The organism is Geobacillus sp. BK01 (genome assembly GCF_052220245.1).
Classification (GTDB): domain Bacteria; phylum Bacillota; class Bacilli; order Bacillales; family Anoxybacillaceae; genus Geobacillus.
This window is the reverse complement of the sequence record NZ_JBQPTH010000027.1, coordinates 1-19,861: the sequence shown is the minus strand read 5'-3', so window position 1 is coordinate 19,861 and position 19,861 is coordinate 1. Positions and strand designations below refer to the sequence as shown.

At 55.5% G+C, this 19,861-nt stretch carries 16 protein-coding genes, 1 pseudogene and 1 other annotated feature; of the genes and pseudogenes, 7 read left to right on the top strand and 10 right to left on the bottom strand.

The annotated features are described in order from the left end of the window. The first annotated feature begins 34 nt into the window (after positions 1-34). Both hisJ and ACTVDO_RS16050 read left to right on the top strand, forming a co-directional pair. A complete protein-coding gene (hisJ, locus tag ACTVDO_RS16055) occupies positions 35-838 on the top strand; it encodes a histidinol-phosphatase HisJ (protein WP_442901863.1) in 804 nt (267 codons plus the stop codon). Between the two features lie 50 nt (positions 839-888). Next, the gene (locus ACTVDO_RS16050) at positions 889-1,365 is read left to right on the top strand and encodes a GAF domain-containing protein (RefSeq protein WP_442901862.1); all 477 of its coding nucleotides are present in this window, start codon (positions 889-891) and stop codon (positions 1,363-1,365) included. Between the two features lie 52 nt (positions 1,366-1,417). Here the strand turns inward: ACTVDO_RS16050 and ACTVDO_RS16045 are convergent, their stop codons facing one another. Next, positions 1,418-3,253 (bottom strand): diguanylate cyclase, encoded by a 1,836-nt coding sequence (locus ACTVDO_RS16045; protein WP_442901861.1) that lies wholly within the window; start codon positions 3,251-3,253, stop codon positions 1,418-1,420. A 333-nt stretch (positions 3,254-3,586) separates the two neighbouring features. On the opposite strand from ACTVDO_RS16045, the gene rpsD reads away from it, so the two are divergent. After that, on the top strand, positions 3,587-4,189 hold the full coding sequence (gene rpsD / locus ACTVDO_RS16040; RefSeq protein ID WP_442901860.1) for a 30S ribosomal protein S4: 603 nt from the start codon (positions 3,587-3,589) through the stop codon (positions 4,187-4,189). 48 nt (positions 4,190-4,237) lie between these two features. Here rpsD and tyrS read toward each other — a convergent pair whose 3' ends face one another. Beyond that, positions 4,238-5,497, bottom strand: a complete 1,260-nt coding sequence (gene tyrS, locus ACTVDO_RS16035) for a tyrosine--tRNA ligase (RefSeq protein ID WP_020960924.1) — start codon at positions 5,495-5,497, stop codon at positions 4,238-4,240. 52 nt (positions 5,498-5,549) lie between these two features. Next, positions 5,550-5,772, bottom strand: a binding site (T-box leader). Positions 5,773-5,927: 155 nt separating this feature from the next. Between tyrS and ACTVDO_RS16030 the strand changes: the two genes are divergently transcribed. After that, entirely contained in the window at positions 5,928-8,678 is a 2,751-nt protein-coding gene (locus ACTVDO_RS16030; protein ID WP_020960925.1) for a transglycosylase domain-containing protein, read from the top strand. Positions 8,679-8,916: 238 nt separating this feature from the next. On the opposite strand, the gene acsA is transcribed toward ACTVDO_RS16030, so the two are convergent. After that, entirely contained in the window at positions 8,917-10,632 is a 1,716-nt protein-coding gene (acsA, locus tag ACTVDO_RS16025) for an acetate--CoA ligase (RefSeq protein WP_442901859.1), read from the bottom strand. Positions 10,633-10,807: 175 nt separating this feature from the next. Here acsA and ACTVDO_RS16020 point away from each other — a divergent pair, with 175 nt between their 5' ends. The 3 genes from ACTVDO_RS16020 to ACTVDO_RS16010 are packed head-to-tail and all read left to right on the top strand — an operon-like array spanning position 10,808 to position 13,284. Beyond that, positions 10,808-11,440 carry a GNAT family N-acetyltransferase gene (locus ACTVDO_RS16020; RefSeq protein ID WP_020960927.1) on the top strand — a complete coding sequence of 211 codons (633 nt, stop codon included), beginning with the start codon at positions 10,808-10,810 and terminating at the stop codon, positions 11,438-11,440. A gap of 33 nt (positions 11,441-11,473) precedes the next feature. Beyond that, entirely contained in the window at positions 11,474-12,118 is a 645-nt protein-coding gene (locus ACTVDO_RS16015; protein WP_020960928.1) for an acetoin utilization AcuB family protein, read from the top strand. Next, on the top strand, positions 12,115-13,284 hold the full coding sequence (locus ACTVDO_RS16010; RefSeq protein ID WP_020960929.1) for an acetoin utilization protein AcuC: 1,170 nt from the start codon (positions 12,115-12,117) through the stop codon (positions 13,282-13,284). The genes ACTVDO_RS16015 and ACTVDO_RS16010 overlap by 4 nt, the downstream gene beginning before the upstream one ends. Positions 13,285-13,687: 403 nt before the next feature. Here ACTVDO_RS16010 and ccpA read toward each other — a convergent pair whose 3' ends face one another. From ccpA to ACTVDO_RS15975, 7 genes and pseudogenes are all read right to left on the bottom strand, one after another. Continuing rightward, a complete protein-coding gene (ccpA, locus tag ACTVDO_RS16005; protein ID WP_020960930.1) occupies positions 13,688-14,683 on the bottom strand; it encodes a catabolite control protein A in 996 nt (331 codons plus the stop codon). Between the two features lie 371 nt (positions 14,684-15,054). Continuing rightward, positions 15,055-16,137, bottom strand: coding sequence for a bifunctional 3-deoxy-7-phosphoheptulonate synthase/chorismate mutase (locus ACTVDO_RS16000; protein ID WP_020960932.1), 1,083 nt, complete (start codon positions 16,135-16,137; stop codon positions 15,055-15,057). 241 nt (positions 16,138-16,378) lie between these two features. Next, positions 16,379-16,711 (bottom strand): bacillithiol system redox-active protein YtxJ, encoded by a 333-nt coding sequence (ytxJ, locus tag ACTVDO_RS15995; protein ID WP_020960933.1) that lies wholly within the window; start codon positions 16,709-16,711, stop codon positions 16,379-16,381. 5 nt (positions 16,712-16,716) lie between these two features. Then, positions 16,717-17,178 (bottom strand): hypothetical protein, encoded by a 462-nt coding sequence (locus tag ACTVDO_RS15990; protein ID WP_020960934.1) that lies wholly within the window; start codon positions 17,176-17,178, stop codon positions 16,717-16,719. Next, positions 17,165-17,614 (bottom strand): DUF948 domain-containing protein, encoded by a 450-nt coding sequence (locus ACTVDO_RS15985; protein ID WP_020960935.1) that lies wholly within the window; start codon positions 17,612-17,614, stop codon positions 17,165-17,167. Before ACTVDO_RS15985 ends, ACTVDO_RS15990 begins: the two co-directional genes overlap by 14 nt. A 426-nt stretch (positions 17,615-18,040) precedes the next feature. After that, positions 18,041-19,345, bottom strand: a complete 1,305-nt coding sequence (gene murC / locus ACTVDO_RS15980; protein WP_020960937.1) for a UDP-N-acetylmuramate--L-alanine ligase — start codon at positions 19,343-19,345, stop codon at positions 18,041-18,043. Positions 19,346-19,472: 127 nt separating this feature from the next. Next, positions 19,473-19,733, bottom strand: a pseudogene (locus ACTVDO_RS15975) (DNA translocase FtsK); the annotation flags it as partial. Between the last annotated feature and the right edge of the window lie 128 nt (positions 19,734-19,861).

The following is a 19,861-nucleotide window of genomic DNA, read 5'->3' as shown; positions in this document are numbered from 1 at the left end:
CTATGATACATATAAAAGAAAGGGGGGCTCCGCTTTGCGTGACGGCCATATTCATACACCGTTTTGCCCGCACGGAAGTCATGACCGGCTCGAGCAATATGTCGAACGGGCGATTGCGCTCGGCTACACCGACATTTCCTTCACTGAACATGCCCCGCTGCCGGAGCGGTTTCTTGACCCGACGCCGGAGCAGGACAGCGCCATGGCGCACAGCGCGTTGGAACGCTATTTGGCCGCCGTTGCCGATGTGAAAGCGCGCTACCGCCATGATATTACGATCCGCGTCGGGCTTGAGGTCGACTTTATCCCCGGCTTTGAGGAAGAGACCGCCCGGCTGCTCGATGAGGTCGGCCCGCTCCTTGACGACAGCATTTTATCGGTTCATTTTTTAGCGCACGAAGGCCGATACGTATGCCTTGACTACAGCGCTGACATGTTTGCCGACATCGTCCGTCTGTTCGGCTCGGTCGAGCGTGTGCACGCCGCCTATTACGACACGGTGCATCAGTCCATCCGCGCCGACCTTGGCCGCTACAAACCGAAACGCATCGGCCATATGACGCTTGTGCGCAAGTTTTGGCGCCGCTTTCCGTGCCGCGAGCCGATGAGCGGGCGCATGTTGGCCATTCTCGATAGCATCGAGCAGTTCGGCTATGAAATCGACTACAACGGCGCCGGCGCCGCCAAACCGCTCTGCCGCGAGCCGTATCCGCCCAACTCTCTCATTGCCGAAGCGCAGCGGCGCGGCATCCCGATCGTGTACGGTTCGGACGCCCATTGCGCCGCCGACTTGCATCAAGGGCGGGACGTCATGGATCGCGAGGCGCTTTCGGTTTGACAGCCGCCGGACGTCATCCTAAAAATGGGCCAAAAAAGGAGGGCAACTAAGTGTTTCATCCAACTGTCTACAGCGGTACACGCGAAGAAAATTATGCGCTCGTCATCGAGCAGCTGAAGGCGCTCATCGCCGGTGAGCCGAGCATGATCGCCAACTTGGCGAACGCCGCCGCCCTGCTCCATCAATTCCTCCCCGATATCAATTGGGTCGGGTTTTACTTGACGGATGGCGACGAGCTTGTGCTCGGCCCGTTCCAAGGCTTGCCGGCGTGCGTCCGCATTCCGTTTGGCAAGGGGGTGTGCGGCACGGCGGCCGCCGAGCGGCGGACGATCGTCGTCCCGGATGTGCACGAATTTCCAGGCCATATCGCTTGCGATGCAGCGTCCCAATCGGAAATCGTCGTGCCGCTCATGAAGGAAGGGCGCGTCATCGGCGTCCTTGACATCGACAGTCCGGTGAAAAACCGCTTTGATGACATTGACCGCCGCTATTTAGAGCAATTTGCCGGTGTGCTCGTTTCGCCATAAGCTGAAACAGCGGCCGGCGTGAAGAAGGAATCCGCCTGTTCGGATTCCTTTTTCACACTTTATACGATTGACAGTGGTCATGGACAAAAATGCAATTTTTCCCCGTCTCCTTCGCCATATACAGCGCCGCATCCGCCCGTTTGAACAGCTGTTGTGCATCATCACGGCAATGGCGTCCCCACCATGAAATGCCACACGAAACGGTCACAGGCGGAATCGTGTGCTCTCTCACTTTTTCAACGATGCGGCGGGCAACCGAAACGGCGTCAGCGAGCGCCACGTTCGGCAAATACAAGGCCATCTCTTCCCCGCCCCAGCGCGCCGCTATATCGTCATCGCGAATGTTGGCGCGGATCATCTCCGCCACTTGAACGAGCACATCGTCGCCTGTTTGGTGACCGTAAAGATCGTTAATTTGCTTAAAGTTATCGATGTCAATTAAAAGAAGCGCCCCAAATGCATCCGTTTCCATCGATTTTTGGATCGCCTCATCCAAATAACGGCGCGTATACAGCTTCGTCAAATAATCGGTGACGACGAGTTTTTCGAGTTCTTCGCGCAAAATCGCGTTCATAAACGCCAGTGTCGAGTGCTGAACGAGCGACTCAAGCAGCTTAAACATATCAAACGTAAACCGGTACGGCTCGCGGGCGAGCACGATGCAGACGCCTTTTGTCTCTTTATTTTGCAGCATCGGCGCCGCCATGACGGAGCGAAACGGCCCAAAAGCGGATGGGTGTACATCGCCGGCAAAGATAATATCATTTCCGCTGCGGCGCCGCTCTTCGACCCATTCGACATAGCGTCCGGCTGATGCGTCGGCAAAAAACGGCGTGCTTCCCGGCAAAAGTTCGCGCCGGCCGCCGGCAAACAAGAAAAACCCGACTTCATCAGCGCCGAACGACCGGCGAATTTGCGCCACCATATACTCAATTCCTTCATACAGCCGCAACCGGGCGTTCAGTTCGCGCATCGTGTCATTGATGAGCTGCAAGTCACTGACAAGCCGGCGCGACTGCTCGTACAGCTTGGCGTTCTCAAGCGCGCTGCCGGCCGTCCCGGCCAACAGCGAAATAAAATTCATTTCCCGCCTCGGAAACGGCGCCGCGTGCGGGGCGATAATTTGAATCACCCCATACACCGCTTGCACCCCTTTAATGGGCGCATACAGCACTGAGCGCTGCGGCGCCGCCGTCTCCTCGCACTGCACCTGCCCGGTCAAAAACGCCCGCAGCGCCGCCGTTTGCCCTTCCCCCTCGTCCAACATCAGCGGTTTAATCGGCAAGTTCCCGCGCACGTGGTTATCGTGCGACAACAGAAGATAGTATGTAAACGAAGGATAGACATTTTGCAGCGTGCGAATAATTTCTTCCAACACATCGTCAATTTGCATCGTGGAATGGATTTTGGCCGCAAAGCGATGCAGCTGCTCGTACCGGTTCTCCTCTCCCTTCCCTTGTGACAGCGCACCTAGTTTGCGGAACAACCGGGCCAAATCCGCTCTCAGCGTTTCAAGCAGCGGTTCATCGATGCTGCGGCCTTTTTCATACACAAGCTCAACCATCGCCGGCGCCTCTTCGGAAAGCAGGAAAAAGAGGCGGGCGGCCAGACGCGGCCCGCCGTCATCCACCACAACGATCTCCCGCCCTTTGCCCGCCGCAATCCGCCCCGCCGCCGGCAGCCCGCCTGCGGCCGCTTCAAGATAAAAAGAGTCGCGCGACGGGTCAAACAAATACAGCGCGGCTCCTTGCAGCGCCAGCTCTTCTTTCAACAGCGCCAACAGCCCGCCTGCCGCTGCCGAAAACGGCCCGTCGTCCTGAAACGCCAAAAACCAGTGGAAAAATTTTTGTTTAAACGATTCATATCGTTTCGTTTCTTCCCGTTTCATCGCCTTTTCCACCTAAACTGGCATCATCATTCCAAATGAGAGAATGGATGACAAAATTTTTCTAAAAATTGCATCTTTTATTATATCATACAAATAGTGAAGAAGGGAAACAAAATATTGACTTCCCTCTGTAAAAATCATATAATAACCTTTGTGTAAAATATAGCAGCCTTTGTGCCCACCTTTATGGTTCATTTTGTTCCTCGGCCCGCCGAGGTGTATCGTGTAACTCTTAGCTGCTAGAGCGAGGATACATGAAAACAAAATGGCCATAATTGTTGGCGTACATCTGCTTTTATTTTACGGGAATAAAAGCATAAGGAGGAGCAATAAATGGCTCGTTATACGGGACCTACATGGAAAATTTCCCGCCGCCTCGGCATCTCGTTAAGCGGCACGGGGAAAGAACTGCAAAAACGTCCGTACGCGCCAGGCCAACACGGCCCAGGCCAACGGAGAAAGTTGTCGGAATATGGCTTGCAGCTGCAAGAAAAACAAAAGCTGCGCCATCTGTACGGCGTCAACGAGCGCCAATTCCGCAAAACGTTTGAAGAAGCGGGCAAAATGCCGGGCAAACACGGCGAAAACTTTATGGTTTTGCTCGAATCGCGCCTTGACAACCTCGTCTACCGTTTAGGGTTGGCCCGCACGCGCCGCCAAGCCCGCCAGCTTGTGACGCACGGCCACATTTTGGTCGACGGCAACCGCGTCAACATCCCGTCGTACCGCGTCAAACCGGGGCAAACGATTTCTGTCCGCGAAAAATCGCGCAACTTGCAAGTGATCAAAGAAGCGATGGAAGCGAACAACTTCGTTCCGGACTATTTGTCGTTTGATCCGGAAAAACTGGAAGGTACGTACACGCGCCTGCCGGAACGTTCCGAACTGCCGGCGGAAATCAACGAAGCGCTCATCGTCGAGTTCTACTCGCGTTAAGGCGCAAAAAAGATCCGAAATGCCAATGCATTTCGGATCTTTTTCTGTTTAGGCGTAGCGGATTAAGGAATATTTTTTCTTGCCGCGGCGGATGACGGTAAACCGCCCTTCGAGACGATGCCCCTCGGTCAGAACCGCCCCAACGTCTTGAATGCGTTCGCCGTTCACATAAATGGCGCCGTTTTGAATGTCTTCGCGCGCCTGGCGTTTGGACGGCGAAATGTTCGCGGCAACGAGCAGCTCGACAAGCGGAATGTCGCCGCCTTCATGGACGAATGACGGCACGTCTTTAAACCCTTGCTCGATTTCCGCGGCCGTCAAGTTGGCGATGTCGCCGCTAAAGAGCGCTTCGGAAATGCGGATCGCCTGCTTGAGCGCCTCTTCACCGTGCACAAGCCTGGTCACTTCTTCGGCGAGCGCCTTTTGCGCCGCCCGCTTCTCCGGCGCCTCACGCAATTGTTGCTCGAGCGCGTCGATCTCTTCTTTCGACAGGAACGTGAAGTATTTCAAGTAACGGATGACATCGCGGTCATCGGTGTTGATCCAAAATTGGTAAAACTCATACGGCGACGTTTTGTCCGCATCAAGCCAAATCGTGCCGCTTTCCGTTTTGCCGAATTTCGTGCCGTCGGCTTTCGTCACAAGCGGGATCGTCAAACCGAACGCTTTCGCTTCCCCTTTCGTTTTGCGGATGAGCTCAAGCCCGGCTGTGATGTTGCCCCACTGGTCGCTCCCGCCGATTTGCAGGCGGCATTGTTCGGTCTCGTACAAACGGAGGAAATCGTACGCCTGCAGCATCATATACGTAAACTCGGTAAATGAAATGCCCGTTTCGATGCGCGACTGCACCGACTCTTTCGCCAGCATGTAATTGATGCTGAAATGTTTGCCGACGTCGCGCAAAAACGTCACGACATCCAGCGGCCCGATCCAGTCGTAGTTGTTTTTAATTTCGGCCGCATTCCCATCGGCCTCAAAATCTAAAAAGCGGCTGAGCTGCTCTTTAATGCGGGCGCTCCACGCTTCGACCGTTTCTTTGGCGTTGAGCGTGCGCTCGCTTTTTTTGCCGCTCGGGTCGCCGATCAACCCGGTCGCCCCGCCGACTAAAGCGACCGGCCGGTGTCCGGCCTGCTGGAAGCGGCGCAACGTCAAAATGGCCGCTAAATTGCCGATATGCAAACTGTCAGCGGTCGGGTCAAACCCGCAATAAAGCGTCACTCGCTCCTCATTCAACAGGTTCCGGAGCCCGTCTTCGTCTGTCGTTTGGTTGACGAGCCCGCGCCATTGCAGTTCTGCAAGCAAATCCATGTTCCTCACCTCGTTATGAAATGTCAGACAAAAAGAAAACACCCGCCCTGTCTGAAGGGGCGAGTGTTCGTCGCGGTACCACCCTACTTGGAAAGCGCTCTGCTTTCCCGCTCATTTCGGTAACGGCGCATGCCGGCGGATGGCTACTGGGCGCAAGCCGTTCGCCATCGCTGCTCGGGGAGGTAATTCACGTTTGCCTATGGACTGGCTCGCACCGTCCGCCAGCTCTCTGCACCAGGGAAGCAACCGCTACTCGTTCCCGTCATCGCTTTTTCGGTATGAATATATACATTCTTTTACCATATAGACATACGCGCTGTCAACTCCGGCTTCTTTCGCCACAAACGGTGAAAAAGCGACAAAATTCCGCAACGGCGCGCGCGACTATGTTATACTTATATATATGATTTGCCAGTATAGGGGGCCCGGCATGGAACAAAAACAGTTTCGCGCTTCTTTGCAAAAAGTGTGGCATTATTTTTCGCTTACATATGACGTCGTCTGGAATGTCACCCTTATTTTGCTCATCGCCGCGCTCTGCCTCGTTTGTTTGGCCGTTGGCGCCGGCGCCGGCTATTTCGCCTTTTTGGTGAAAGATATGGCGGTCCCCTCGCAAGACAAAATGAAAAGCGAGATTTATAGTTATGAAGAAACAAGCCATATGTATTTTGCCAACGGCGTCTATTTAGGGCGGTTCCGGTCTGATCTCGACCGCGAGGCGGTGCCCCTTTCCGACGTCTCCCCGTATGTCGTGCAGGCGGTGATCGCTACGGAAGATGAGCATTTTTACGAGCATGACGGTGTCGTTCCAAAGGCCGTTATTCGCGCCATGTTTCAAGAAGTGACCAACTCGCCGATCAAAAGCGGCGGCAGCACGCTCACGCAGCAGCTTGTCAAAAACCAGCTGCTGACGAGCGAAGTGTCGTTTGAGCGCAAGGCGAAGGAAATGTTGTTGGCGCTGCGCCTTGAGCGCTTTTTTTCAAAAGAAGAGATTTTGGAAGCCTACTTAAACGTCGTCCCGTTCGGCCGCAGCTCGTCCGGGCGCAACATTGCCGGCATCCAAGCCGCCGCCCAAGGGGTGTTTGGCGTCGACGCCAAAGAGCTGAATTTGGCGCAGGCGGCGTTTTTAGCCGGCTTGCCGCAAAACCCGTTCGTGTACACACCGTTTGCCGCTGACGGCCGCCTTAAACAAGATATCTCGGCCGGTTTGAAGCGGATGAAAACGGTGCTGTACCGGATGAAGCGGGCCGGCTATATTTCCGAAGCGCAATATCAAGAAGCGCTCGCCTACGATGTAGCGAAACATTTCGCCCCGCCGAAGCCGTCGCCGTTTGAACGGTATCCGTTTTTGACGATGGAAATTGAGCGGCGGGCGAAAGACGTGCTGGCGGAAACGTTCGCCAAACGCGACGGCCATTCGGCGAAAGAGTGGGCGCGCGATGCCGACCTCCGCCGCCGCTACCTCGGCGAGGCGGAAAAAGCGCTGCGGCAAGGGGGATTGCGCATTTATACGACGATCGACAAAGACATTTATGAACGGATGCAGGAGGTGGCCGCCCGCTATCCGTATTACGGGCGCGATCGTGTGTATCGCACGCAAGATAAGCAAACGGGGAAAACGGTCATCCATCGCCAGCCGGTTGAAGTCGGGGCGATGCTGATTGAAAACAAAACGGGCAAAATCATCAGCTTTGTCGGCGGCCGCGATTACGGGCGCGAACAGCTCAATCACGCCACCCAGGCGTACCGTTCAAACGGTTCAACGATGAAGCCGCTCTTAGTGTACGCACCGGCGATGGAGATGGGCATCGTTCAACCCGGATCGGTCATTCCCGACCTTCCGCTTTCGATCGGCTCGTATACGCCGCAAAACGCCGACGGAAAAATGCACGGCCTCGTCTCGGCGCGGCGCGCGCTCCAACAGTCGTACAACATCCCGGCCATTCGGACGTATATGAAAATCCAAAGCCGCCATCCGGTCGACTACTTGCATAAAATGGGGATCACAAGCGTCGCCAAGCAAGAAGAGGCGAATCCGTCCTTGGCGATCGGCGGAACGCATATCGGGGTCACTGTTGAAGAAAACGTCAACGCGTATGCGACATTTGCCAATTACGGTTCCTTTGTCGATGCGTATATGATCGAAAAAATTACCGACAGCGACGGAAAGATCGTTTACGAGCATACAAGCAAGCCGGTTCCGGTCTTTTCTCCGCAGACGTCGTACTTGATGATCGATATGATGCGCGACGTGCTGCATGGCGGCACGGCCTCGTCGGTGCCGGGGTACTTGACGTTTTCTTCGGACTGGGCAGGCAAAACCGGAACATCGCAGGACAATCGCGATTCGTGGTTTGTGGCCACGAACCCGAATGTCACGTTCGGCGTTTGGATCGGCTACGACCGGCCGGCGCCGCTTGAATCGCGCTACAAAGGGCTTTCGTACAGCCGGCGCACCCAACTGCTATGGGCGCAGTTTATGAATGCCGCCTACCGTGTAAAACCAAAGCTCATCGATCCGCCGGAACGGTTTTTAATGCCGGGCGGCATTGTTCGCCGCGCGTATTGCGCCGCGAGCGGATTCAGTCCGTCAGCGGCATGCGAAAAAGCCGGACTCGTCCGCTATGATTTGTATAATGCGAAGTTTACCCCAAAACAAGGAAGCGAGGACTATTTGACCGAAGGACAGTTTGTCGTCGTTGACGGAAAGCGGTATGCGGCGCTCGAGACGACGCCTAGAGAGTTTGTCACCCGCGGGGTCATCGTCAATCCTGCCTTGCTCAATCAGTGGGGGATCGATGGAACGGCGTGGGCTGGCGATGCGTTGGTTGTCGGCACGCTAAAAGAAAACGGACGCGTCCCCGCCCCGCCGGCCGCCCGTCTGAGCGGCAATCAGCTCGTCTGGCCCCGCCATGGAGAGCGCGATGTCATCGGCTACCGCGTCTATCAAGTGAGTGAAACCGGGAAGCGGCAAATCGTCGCCACCATTAAAGAGGGGGAATCGGCTTCCTTTTCCGCCCTCAAACCGGGAGCGGTTTATTATGTCACCGCTGTGGATATTGCCGGCCGGGAATCGGCGCCATCGGGCCAAATCACGTTGCCGGCGGCCCAACCGGCCAATCCGCCCGCCGGCGCGGACAACGCGGGAGGCCACACCGCTCCCCCGCCCTCTCCCCGCTAACTGATCGGGAGGCGTTCTAACCATTCGGTTGGAACGTTTTTTTATGGGGGAACCTTGATCAGGGGAGGGGAGGGAGCCTTTCGCCGCCGCTCTTTGCGGCCGTTTTCTCTATCCACCCCCTAACGGCTCCGCTCCTTTTGCCGCTTTTTAGGAAAACGTGCGCCCCCCGTTTTAGTTTCATGCCGGCGCCAATAAAAAAGCGTCCGGAGCGGCATTGCTCCGGGCGCCGGTTTCATGATTAATCTTCCAACGTCGACAAGTCGCCGGTCGGCAAGTTCAGCTCCCACGCTTTCAAGACGCGGCGCATGATTTTCCCGCTCCGCGTTTTCGGCAGTTTGTCGCGGAACTCAATTTCGCGCGGTGCGGCATGGGCGGCGAGCCCTTTTTTCACGAACTGGCGGATGTCTTCCTTCAATTCCTCAGACGGCTCGTAGCCTTCGCGGAGCGCGATGAACGCTTTGATGATTTCCCCGCGCACCGGATCCGGCTTGCCGATGACGCCGGCTTCGGCCACGGCCGGATGCTCGACGAGCTTGCTTTCGACTTCAAACGGCCCGACGCGCTCGCCCGATGTGTTGATGACATCGTCGACGCGCCCTTGGAACCAGAAATAGCCGTCTTCGTCCATATAGGCCGAGTCGCCTGATACGTACCAGTCGCCGATGAAGTACGATTCGTATTTTTGCGGGTTGTTCCAAATCGTCTTCATCATCGACGGCCAGCCTTTTTTAATCGCGAGGTTGCCCATCCGGTACGGCGGCAGGACGTTTCCGTGATCGTCGACGATCGCCGCCTCGACGCCCGGAATCGGTTTCCCCATCGATCCCGGCTTGATTTCCATGCACGGGTAGTTGCAGATGAGATGCGCCCCTGTTTCCGTCATCCACCACGTATCGTGAATGCGGCGGCCGAACACTTTCAGCCCCCAGCGGATGACTTCCGGGTTGAGCGGCTCGCCGACGCTCAAAATGTGGCGGAGCGAGCTTAAGTCATATTTTTTCACCACTTCATCGCCGGCGCCCATCAGCATGCGGAACGCCGTCGGCGCGCTGTACCAGACGGTGACGCCGAACTCTTCGATCGTTTCATACCAGGCGTCCGGGCTGAAGCGGCCGCCGACGATAACGCTTGACGCCCCGCACAGCCATGGGCCGAAAATGCCGTACGATGTCCCGGTCACCCACCCCGGGTCGGCCGTGCACCAATAAACGTCGTCTTCTTTTAAATCCAACACCCATTTGGCCGTTTGGTAGTGCTGGATCATGGCGTTATGAACGTGCAGGACGCCTTTCGGTTTTCCGGTCGAACCGGACGTATAGTGCAAAATCAAGCCGTCTTGGCGGTCGACCCATTCGATGTCAAAGTGCTTGCTCGCCTCGTTCATCCGCTTTTTCAAATCGATGTACGGCCCTTCTTCAACAATGCCGTCGCCGACCAAAAAGACGTATTGTAACTCCGGCAAGTCGTTGACCGGCACGCGCGGCAAGAGTTCCGGGGTCGTGACGATCGCTTTCGCCCCGCTGTCTTCAAGACGGTCGCGCACCGCGCCTTCCATGAACGCTTCAAACAGCGGCCCGACGATGGCGCCGGTTTTAATGATGCCGAGCACCGTGAAGTACAGTTCCGGTGAGCGCGGCATAAAGACGAACACGCGGTCGCCCTTTCCAATTTCGGCTGCGTTCTTTAAGACGTTGGCCACTTTGTTCGACATTTCTTTCATTTCTTTAAACGTATATTTCTCATTGCGCACCGCATCCCGATAGTAAAGCGCCACTTTATTTTTGCGGAACGACTCAGCATGGCGGTCGATCGCCTCGTACGCCATGTTGACCCGTCCCGTCTCATACCAAGAAAACGCTTTCTCTGTTTCCGACCATTGAAATTGCTTGTATGTTTCCTCGTAGTTTTTCAAGTTGTAGTCCCCTTGTACGACTGGCAACAGTTCCGTTTTCATTCTCCGATCCCCCTTATGTAAGTGATTACATTTCTATTATAGTGGATAATAAACAGATTCTCAATTTTTAAAATATTCCTCGTCCCTATTTCTTTGAAATTTTTTTGAATTGCGCCAATGGAGGATGGATTTCCGGTATAATGGAGGAAGAACAATGAATCCAGGTGGTGGCCGAATGGAACATCCAAAAACGTATAACGCCAAGGAGCTGAAAACGCCGAACGGAACGCTTCTCATCGAAGGGCCGGTGACGGCGGAAGCGTTGGCCGGCTATGAGTTTCACCGCGACTTAACTGCCTTCCGCCCGCCCGCCAAACAGCATGAAGCGTTGATCGGGATCGCCAAACTGCCGGAAGGGCGGATCATCATCGCCCGCCGCGGCGATATGATCGTCGGTTATGTCACGTTTTTATATCCCGATCCGCTTGAGCGGTGGTCGGAAGGAAACATGGAAAATTTGCTTGAGCTAGGCGCCATTGAAGTCATTCCCGAGTTTCGCGGATGTGGCGTCGGGAAAAACTTGCTCATCGTGTCCATGATGGACGACGCCATGGAAGATTACATCATCATTACGACCGAATATTACTGGCATTGGGATTTAAAAGGCACGGGGCTGAACGTGTGGGAATACCGGAAAATGATGGAGAAAATGATGAACGCCGGCGGGCTCGTCTGGTATGCGACCGACGACCCGGAAATTTGTTCCCACCCGGCGAACTGCCTGATGGTCCGCATCGGCAAACGGGTCGATCCGGAATCGATTCAACGGTTTGACCGGCTTCGGTTTATGAACCGTTATATGTACTAAGCGTGCGATACGCAAAGGGGGGAGAGGAGAACTATGATTGTGGAACAAGTCATGAAAACAACGGTGGTCACGCTCCGCGCCACCAATACGATCGCCGAAGCGCTGCAGCTGCTCCGGCATCACCGCATCCGCCATCTTCCGGTCGTCGACGGGGAAGGGCGGTTAGTCGGTCTTGTGACCGACCGTGATTTGCGCGACGCCAGCCCATCCATTTTTCATCTTCACGAACAGCTGGATGACTTGCAAAAACCGGTCAGCACGATTATGAAAACGGACGTCATCGTCGGCCATCCGCTCGATTTTGTCGAAGAAGTGGCCGCGCTCTTTTACGAGCACCGGATCGGCTGCCTGCCGGTCGTCAACGGCGGAAAGCTCGTTGGCATCATCACCGAAACAGATTTATTGCATACGCTCATTCAGCTGACCGGCGCCCATCAGCCCGGATCGCAAATCGAAATCAAGGTGCCAAATGAAACCGGCATGCTTGGCAAGGCGGCGGCCATCATCGCCGAGCGCCACGTCAATATCGCCAGCGTCCTTCTTTACCCAGACAGTGATCCAAACTATAAGATTTTAGTGTTTCGCGTGCAAACGATGAACCCGATCAGTTTGATCCATGACTTGAAAAAGGCCGGCTATACGGTGCTATGGCCGAACTTGCCGGGGGTTACGTCATGAGCGAAACGTGCGTATTTGTGTATAGCGACGAATTTCTTCAATATAAATTTCATGACGATCATCCGTTCAACCAGCTGCGGGTCAAACTGACGTACGATTTACTGCGGTCGGCCGGCGCGCTCGATGACCGGCATATCGTCCCTCCGCGCATGGCGACAGACGAGGAGCTCGGTCTCATCCACGACCGGGCGTACATCGAGGCGGTCAAAGCCGCCGGGCGCGGCGAGCTGTCTGAGACAGCGGCGCTCAACTACGGTCTCGGCACCGAGGACACGCCGATTTTCCCGAACATGCACGAGGCGAGCGCGCTCCTTGTCGGCAGCACGCTGACGGCCGTGGACTGTGTCTTATCCGGCCGGGCAGAGCACGCGCTCAACCTTGGCGGCGGCTTGCATCACGGGTTCCGCGGCAAAGCGTCCGGCTTTTGCGTCTACAACGACAGCGCGGTCGCCATTCAATACATTCGCGAAAAATACGGGTTGCGCGTGTTGTATGTCGACACCGACGCCCACCATGGCGACGGGGTGCAATGGGCGTTTTACGACGATCCGAACGTATGCACCTTCTCGATCCATGAGACCGGACGGTACTTGTTTCCGGGGACGGGAAACGTCAACGAGCGCGGCCACGGCGCCGGATACGGCTATTCGTTCAACATTCCGGTCGATGCGTTTACGGAAGACGAATCATGGATCGCGGCCTACACGACGGCGCTAAGGGAAATCGCCGACTTTTTCCGCCCCGATGTCATCGTGACGCAAAACGGGGTCGACGCCCACTATTATGATCCGCTCACCCATTTGTCGGTGACGATGAAAACGTACCGCGCCATTCCGAAGCTCGCCCATCAAATCGCCCATGAATATTGCCGCGGGCGCTGGATCGCGGTCGGCGGCGGCGGATATGACATTTGGCGCGTCGTGCCGCGGGCGTGGGCGTTTCTTTGGCTGGAAATGACGGAACAATCCGATATTTCCGGCTCACTGCCGGTTGAGTGGCGCGAACGGTGGCGACCGCTTTCACCCGTCACACTGCCGTTTGAATGGGACGACCCGGACGGACTGTACCCGCCGATCCCACGCAAGGCGGAAATTAGCGAAAAAAACGCCCAGACGGTGGAAAAAGCGTTGTATTTTATCCGCAGCCAGCGGCGCGCGGGCACTTGACTTCCGTTGGCCGGCCCCCGGACGCACATGGATTCGCCTGTTCCATTGACAAAAGGGCGGGCCGCGGCTTTCTCCACACGCTTTCCGTTTGGCTTGACGGAATGGGCGCGCAGCCGAATCAAGCCGTTTTCAAACTAGGAAGCTTTGCCCCCGTTCACCGAGCCGTCCTGGCCTTCGCTTGCGGCGCCGGCGGGCCGCGGCTTCTAGCGTGTCGCTTTCAGGCATTCATCGAAAGCGGGCGAGAAGCCCCCGCTTCAAGCGTTAGCGAAATGGGGAAGCAAACCGCCCGTCCATCCTTCAGTGAAAGACAAGAGTGGAGAAGGGGGAACCGGTTTAATGCTGATCGACCGCCATGAAAAAGGGTGTCTCGTTGCTTTTGAGACACCCCCTCTTTTCCCGCTGCCTACTTCGTCGACTCGCGCGTCTCGAGCCGGTGCGGCAAGACAACGATATGGTTGTCAACTTGTTCCTTGTTCATATACTTTGTCAATAACCGCATCGCCACCGCGCCGATGTCATACATCGGCTGCACAACGGTCGTCAGCCGCGGCCGCACCATTGTCGCCAGCCTTGTGTTGTCAAAGCCGACGACTTCCAACTCGTCCGGCACGCGCACGCCATGATCTTGGGCGCTGTGAATGATGCCGAGCGCCATTTCGTCCGTTCCGGCAAATACCGCCGTCGGCCGTTCGGCAAGCTCCATGATTTTCTCGTACGCTTCCAAACCGGAGTCGTATGAGTTGTCGCCTTCCACGACGAGTTCTTCTTCATACGGCACTCCTTGCTCCTCAAGCGCCCGACGGTAGCCGGCCAGTTTCCGCTGGTTAATCGGGTCGTCGGTCGGACCGGTTACGTAAGCCACGCGCCGGTTTCCTTTCTCAAGCAAATACGTCACCGCTTCAAACGCGGCCTGCTCGTAGTCGATGTTGACCGATGGGATCGTATGGTTGGGCTCCACTGTCGCCGCAAGCACGATCGGCACGGACGATTTTTGAAACTCAGCGACATGCTCTTCGGTGATCGTTCCGCCCATAAACAAAATGCCGTCCACTTGTTTTGCGAGCATCGTATTGAGCAAATGCAGCTCTTTTTCTTTGTTTTGGTCGGAATTGCTTAAAATAATGTTGTATTTATACATCGTCGCAATATCTTCAATGCCGCGCGCCAGCTCGGCAAAGAAGATGCTCGAAATATCCGGGATGATCACCCCGACCGTTGTCGTTTTTTTGCTGGCAAGACCCCGCGCCACCGCATTCGGACGGTAGCCAAGCCGCTCGATCGCTTCCAATACTTTTTTCCTTGTCGACGGCTTGACGTTCGGGTTGCCGTTTACGACGCGCGAGACCGTCGCCATCGAAACGTTCGCCTCCCGCGCCACGTCATAAATCGTTACGGTCATTCCGTTCACTCCTTTTTCCTCGATCCGGTAACCGGTGAGAGTTCCGATATATGTACAACTATCATACGATACATTATGGCCGACACGCAACGAAATGGCAATGATTTTGCTGGTTTGTTCACAAACCGTTCATCGATAGTTTGCCCAAAAAGCGTTGGAACAATGTCATGCAAAACGAGATGTTATCACGAACCGGAAAGAAACACGCACACGTTCGGCTGCCTTCCGTCCACCTCCGCTTTTCTCCGAAAATGTGCACACCAAAGGCGGCCATGTTTCCACTCCTCAAAGCCGCACTTATGGCCATGTTCTTCCGATACGGATCGGAACGAGAAAAATCCCCTCCGGCCGAAACCGAAGGGGAAGCGGTTTTACGCCTGAACGAACTGACGTTGGAAGGCGCGTACTTCTTCCATAAACTCGTTGAATTGGGCGATGTCCATTTGTTGGGCGGAATCGGACAAGGCGACAGCCGGATCCGGGTGGACTTCGGCCATGACGCCGTCAGCGCCGATCGCCAACGCCGCTTTGGCGCACGGAATGAGCAAATCGCGCCGCCCGGTCGAATGGGTGACATCGACGAACACCGGCAAGTGGGTTTCTTTCTTTAAGATCGGCACGGCGGAAATGTCGAGCGTATTGCGCGTCGCCCGCTCGTACGTGCGGATGCCGCGCTCGCACAAAATGATTTGCCCATTGCCTTGCGACATGATGTATTCAGCGGCGTTGATGAATTCTTCGATCGTCGCGGCCAGACCGCGTTTTAACAAAATTGGCTTGTTCACCTGACCGGCCGCTTTCAGCAATTCAAAGTTTTGCATGTTGCGCGCGCCGATTTGGATGACGTCGATATAATCCAAGGCGGTCTCAATATCGGCCGGCGTGACGATTTCGCTGATGACGGCCAAATCAAATTCATCGGCGATCCGTTTCAAAATTTTCAGCCCTTCAACGCCGAGCCCTTGGAAATCGTACGGCGAAGTGCGCGGTTTGTACGCGCCGCCGCGCAACAGCTTAATGCCTTGTTTTTTCACCGCATCGGCGACCGCGGCCACTTGCTCGTAGCTTTCTACGGCACACGGGCCCATGACGAAATATTGGTTGCCATCGCCGATCCGTTCGCCCTTCACCTCGACGATCGTGTTTTCCGGATGCTTTTTCCGCGAGACGAGCAGCGCTTTTCGATGGTCATCTTCTTGCAGCTCGAGCGCCGCTTTGAAAATTTCCTTGAAAATGTGCTGCAGCGTCGATGTTTCAAACGGACCGTCGTTATGCTCGGAAATGAGGTCGAGCATTTTCCGCTCGCGCACCGGATCATAGCGGTGCGTCCCTTGCGTTTCTTTGATTTTGCCGATTTCTTGGACGAGCCGTCCCCGTTCATTGATCAGTTCCAACAGTTGCAAGTTGATTTCGTCGACTCTCGCCCGCAGCTCATCTAATCTTTCGTTGCTCATGCTTCCCCCATCCTTTCGCCAAATGTCGTGCGATGTTTCGCGCTCCTAGTCGCCCGCAGGACGCCGGCAAGCCGCGCTTGCGGCACTTCTCCCCGTCCGGCAACATAACGGCTAGGTTTTGTAATTAGTCTTTATTATACTGGATGAAATCTTGGTTGTCACGAAAAAAATGCTTTTTTGATTAAACGCTTTTAAGCGATAAAGCAAAACGAACGGCCAAAACCGCCTGCCCAGCAGGCGGTTATACGGCGGCGGTGTGCGTTGTTAACGCCTCATACGTAATATTCCAATGGGACGTATGCCAGACGACCCGGCCGTTTTCAAACAACAGCACTTGCGGCGACTCATGCTTAACGCCCGTCAGCTTCGCGATGTACGTGGAAAGCGGGCGCGCCTCTTGAACATACAAACAATAGACGGCGAGCTCCGGATGATCGGCGGCGAACGTCTCACACTCGCGGAATGCCGCCTGGCTGATCGGGCATGTCAGGCTATGTTTCACGAATAAAAAGCGGTTCGTTTCGTTGAGGAGACGGTCAAACTGTTCGGTCGTCTCCAGTTTCTCCATTCCCATCGCCCTCACTCCGTTTCTTTTCGGTATGGCATGTTTTGCTCAGCGTCATCGAGCGCCGCTTCCGCTTCTTCAAGCAGCTTTTGCAGCGTTTCGCGATCAGCCGGACCGGCGGATGGCGGAATCGGGATTGTCATTGCTTTGCCGCTTTCATCCGCGCTTTCCCCGCCTTTTAGCCCCGCGGCCGAAATGGGGATCGCCGCCTCTTGGACGCTTCCGTCAGCACGTTGTCCACCTTCTGCGTTTCCGGCTGTTTTCAGCGGGATGAAATCGGCGATCTCTTTCGTTTTCTCTTTCGCTGTTTCCATCCATTCGAGGGCTGTCGCTTTCACCGGCTCCCACGTGGCGGGCTGATTCAAACCGTCCAGCCACTTCCGGCCTTTGTCGCTCGTTAAAAACAGCGCAGCGGCCGCGCCGGCAATGCCGCCGACAAGCGCCCCAAGCAAAAATCCACCATTATTTTTTGCCATTTGGCATCCCCTCCTTTTTGCGCAGTTGTTCCCTTTCTCTCCATTTTTCCCATAGATCGAGCAAAACATTTGCCCAACGCAGCGCTTTCGCCCACTTTTCTTGCCCTTGGCCCGCTCTTGCGGACAGCGCGGCAGCTGTCTGCCGAAGCGCGCGGTTCAGCGACCGAACAGTGCCGCCGATTTCATTCACCGCCTCAACCGCGCTGTTTAACTTTTCCGTCTTGGTTTGCACATCGCCGGCGATGTTGTTGGCCGTATGGAGAAGCCGGGCCACCTCTTTCGCAACCGTTTGCACTTGTTCATCGGCATGGCTGACCGCCGCCGTCAGCCGGCGCAGCGTCTCCTGCAAGACGATGAGCGTTTTCGCTATGTACACTACCAGAAGCAAAAAAGCGGCAGCGATGAGTGCGGCGCTTGCGTACAAAAGCCATTCCACCTTGTCTCCCCCTTGCTTGTCGGACCGTTTTGTCCTCTTTGTACCTATTCCGTCCCGTTTTCAAACTTCGACATCGCCTCCTTCGTTTCCTGCCCGGCGCTCGATCTTTCCCGGCCAATCCGCAGCAAAAGCGCGGGCCCCCGCCTCCCGCCGGTGAAAATCAAAGCCGTCCGTTCCGCGTAGGCGCGGCGGCGCGCAGTTAAGTGAACCCCCCGCTTCCGATATCCTGGCGGATATTGAAGTGGCGGCTTCTCGCGCCATCCCGTCCATCGACGGGAAGTTGGCCGAGCGATCCCTCTCGTTTTGAGAGTGCATCCCCCGCCTGCTCACCAAGCGGCGCCCTTTACGCTCCTTGAGATGGAGGCTTCTTTCGGAAATCCGTTAAAAAGCGGGCCGTCTTCATCGCGGCCCGCTTCCCGTCGGCCGTCAGGCGGAAAGAACGGCCTGTTCGTATGCCTGTTGAAACTTTTGAATATCACCGGCGCCCATAAACACGAGCACCGCGTCGCGATGCTGCTTCAATACAGCTATGTTGTCCTCCTCAAGCAGCTGCGAGCGCGGAATTTGCGCCTGCAAATCGCGGATGGACAGCTTGCCTCCGTGCTCGCGCGCCGAGCCGAAAATGTCGCACAAATAGACGTGGTCAGCCTGCTTTAAACTTTCGGCAAACTCGCGCAAAAACGTCTGCGTCCGCGTATACGTGTGCGGCTGGAAGATGGCGACAACTTCCCGCCCCGGGTACTTTTGTCTCGCCGCCTCCAATGTCGCCATAATTTCGCGCGGATGGTGCGCGTAATCGTCAATTAACACTTGGCGCCCGACCGTTTTTTCACTGAAGCGGCGCTTCACCCCTTGGAACGTTTGCAGCCGGGCGGCGATGGTGGCGGCGTCCACCCCTTCGTAATGGCAAAGGGCGATGACCGCGAGCGCATTGAGCACGTTATGGGTGCCAAAGCGCGGAATGGTGAAAGAGGAGAAAAACGTGTTGCGCACAAATACGTCAAACGCTGTCCCTTCAGTCGTTTTGACAATGTTGCGCGCCTGAAAATCGTTTTCGTCGCCAAATCCGTAAAACAACATCGGCACTTTCGCCTGGATCTTTTGCAAGTACGGATCGTCACCATAAGCGACAATCGCTTTTTTCACTTGTTCCGCCATTTGCTGAAATGCAGAAAAGACGTCATCAATATTGGCAAAATAGTCGGGGTGGTCGAAGTCAATGTTTGTGATGATTGCATAATCTGGAAAATAGGAAAGAAAATGCCGGCGATATTCGCATGCTTCAAACACAAAGTATTGGCTCCCCGGCTCTCCTTTTCCCGTTCCATCTCCGATTAAATACGACGTTGGATGCGCCCCTTGCATCACATGGGCGAGCAGTCCCGTCGTCGTCGTCTTTCCGTGTGAGCCAGTCACCGCAATACTCGTAAACTTGCCTGCCAACTCCCCTAAAAAGCGATGGTATCGAATGACAGGAATGCCGAGCTGACGGGCCGCTTCGATTTCCTCATGTGCGTCTGGAAATGCATTGCCGGCAATGACCGTATAACCCGGGCGAATATTGTCTTTTGAAAAAGGCAAAACCGGGATGCCCCGCTCTTCAAGCGCCTTTTGTGTAAAAAACCATTTTCCGACGTCCGACCCTTGCACCGTATAGCCGAGATCGTGAAGCACTTGTGCGAGCGCGCTCATCCCCGTGCCTTTAATGCCAACAAAATGGTAAACTGTCATCGCTAAGCCCTCCAACCATCGTCTCTCTGTAAGACAGTATATGATATTCATCTAGTTTTGCCATTTATTTCATTCCACTGTACCGGCTGTCTCATTTCCCCATTATAGCACGCCGGGCGGCAAAACACTACCGACCGGAAGGGGAAAAAACGTCCCTCTGCTCGCGCCACCGCGTCCACTCTTCCTCGCTCATCAACACATCGCGCGGTTTGCTGCCGCGCGCTTCGGAAATCAGCCCCTGCTCCTCCATCATCTCGATGAGCCGGGCGGCGCGGTTGTAGCCGATGCGGAAATGGCGCTGCAAACTCGATGTCGATGCCCCGCCCTGGGCGATGACAAACCGGCACGCTTCCTCAAACAATTCATCGTCTTCCTCCCCGAACGCCGCCGGGTATTGTCAAAAGTTTATCCTCCACACTCACGGTTTTCCCTTGAGTTTCAACGGTCGGAAGAAAAAAAGCTTGCCACCCCCATTGTTTTGGGCCATCATTGAGGTAACCACACACTCAACAGCCA

Excerpts from the sequence above, each read along its gene's own strand:
- ACTVDO_RS16000 (WP_020960932.1), bottom strand. The coding sequence starts at position 16,137 with ATGAGCAACGAAAGATTAGATGAGCTGCGGGCGAGAGTCGACGAAATC.
- ccpA (WP_020960930.1), bottom strand. The coding sequence starts at position 14,683 with ATGACCGTAACGATTTATGACGTGGCGCGGGAGGCGAACGTTTCGATG.
- ACTVDO_RS16045 (WP_442901861.1), bottom strand. The coding sequence starts at position 3,253 with ATGAAACGGGAAGAAACGAAACGATATGAATCGTTTAAACAAAAATTT.
- ACTVDO_RS16015 (WP_020960928.1), top strand. The coding sequence starts at position 11,474 with ATGATTGTGGAACAAGTCATGAAAACAACGGTGGTCACGCTCCGCGCC.
- ACTVDO_RS16030 (WP_020960925.1), top strand. The coding sequence starts at position 5,928 with ATGGAACAAAAACAGTTTCGCGCTTCTTTGCAAAAAGTGTGGCATTAT.
- acsA (WP_442901859.1), bottom strand. The coding sequence starts at position 10,632 with ATGAAAACGGAACTGTTGCCAGTCGTACAAGGGGACTACAACTTGAAA.
- tyrS (WP_020960924.1), bottom strand. The coding sequence starts at position 5,497 with ATGGATTTGCTTGCAGAACTGCAATGGCGCGGGCTCGTCAACCAAACG.
- ytxJ (WP_020960933.1), bottom strand. The coding sequence starts at position 16,711 with ATGGGAATGGAGAAACTGGAGACGACCGAACAGTTTGACCGTCTCCTC.
- murC (WP_020960937.1), bottom strand. The coding sequence starts at position 19,345 with ATGACAGTTTACCATTTTGTTGGCATTAAAGGCACGGGGATGAGCGCG.
- ACTVDO_RS16010 (WP_020960929.1), top strand. The coding sequence starts at position 12,115 with ATGAGCGAAACGTGCGTATTTGTGTATAGCGACGAATTTCTTCAATAT.
- rpsD (WP_442901860.1), top strand. The coding sequence starts at position 3,587 with ATGGCTCGTTATACGGGACCTACATGGAAAATTTCCCGCCGCCTCGGC.
- ACTVDO_RS15990 (WP_020960934.1), bottom strand. The coding sequence starts at position 17,178 with ATGGCAAAAAATAATGGTGGATTTTTGCTTGGGGCGCTTGTCGGCGGC.
- ACTVDO_RS16020 (WP_020960927.1), top strand. The coding sequence starts at position 10,808 with ATGGAACATCCAAAAACGTATAACGCCAAGGAGCTGAAAACGCCGAAC.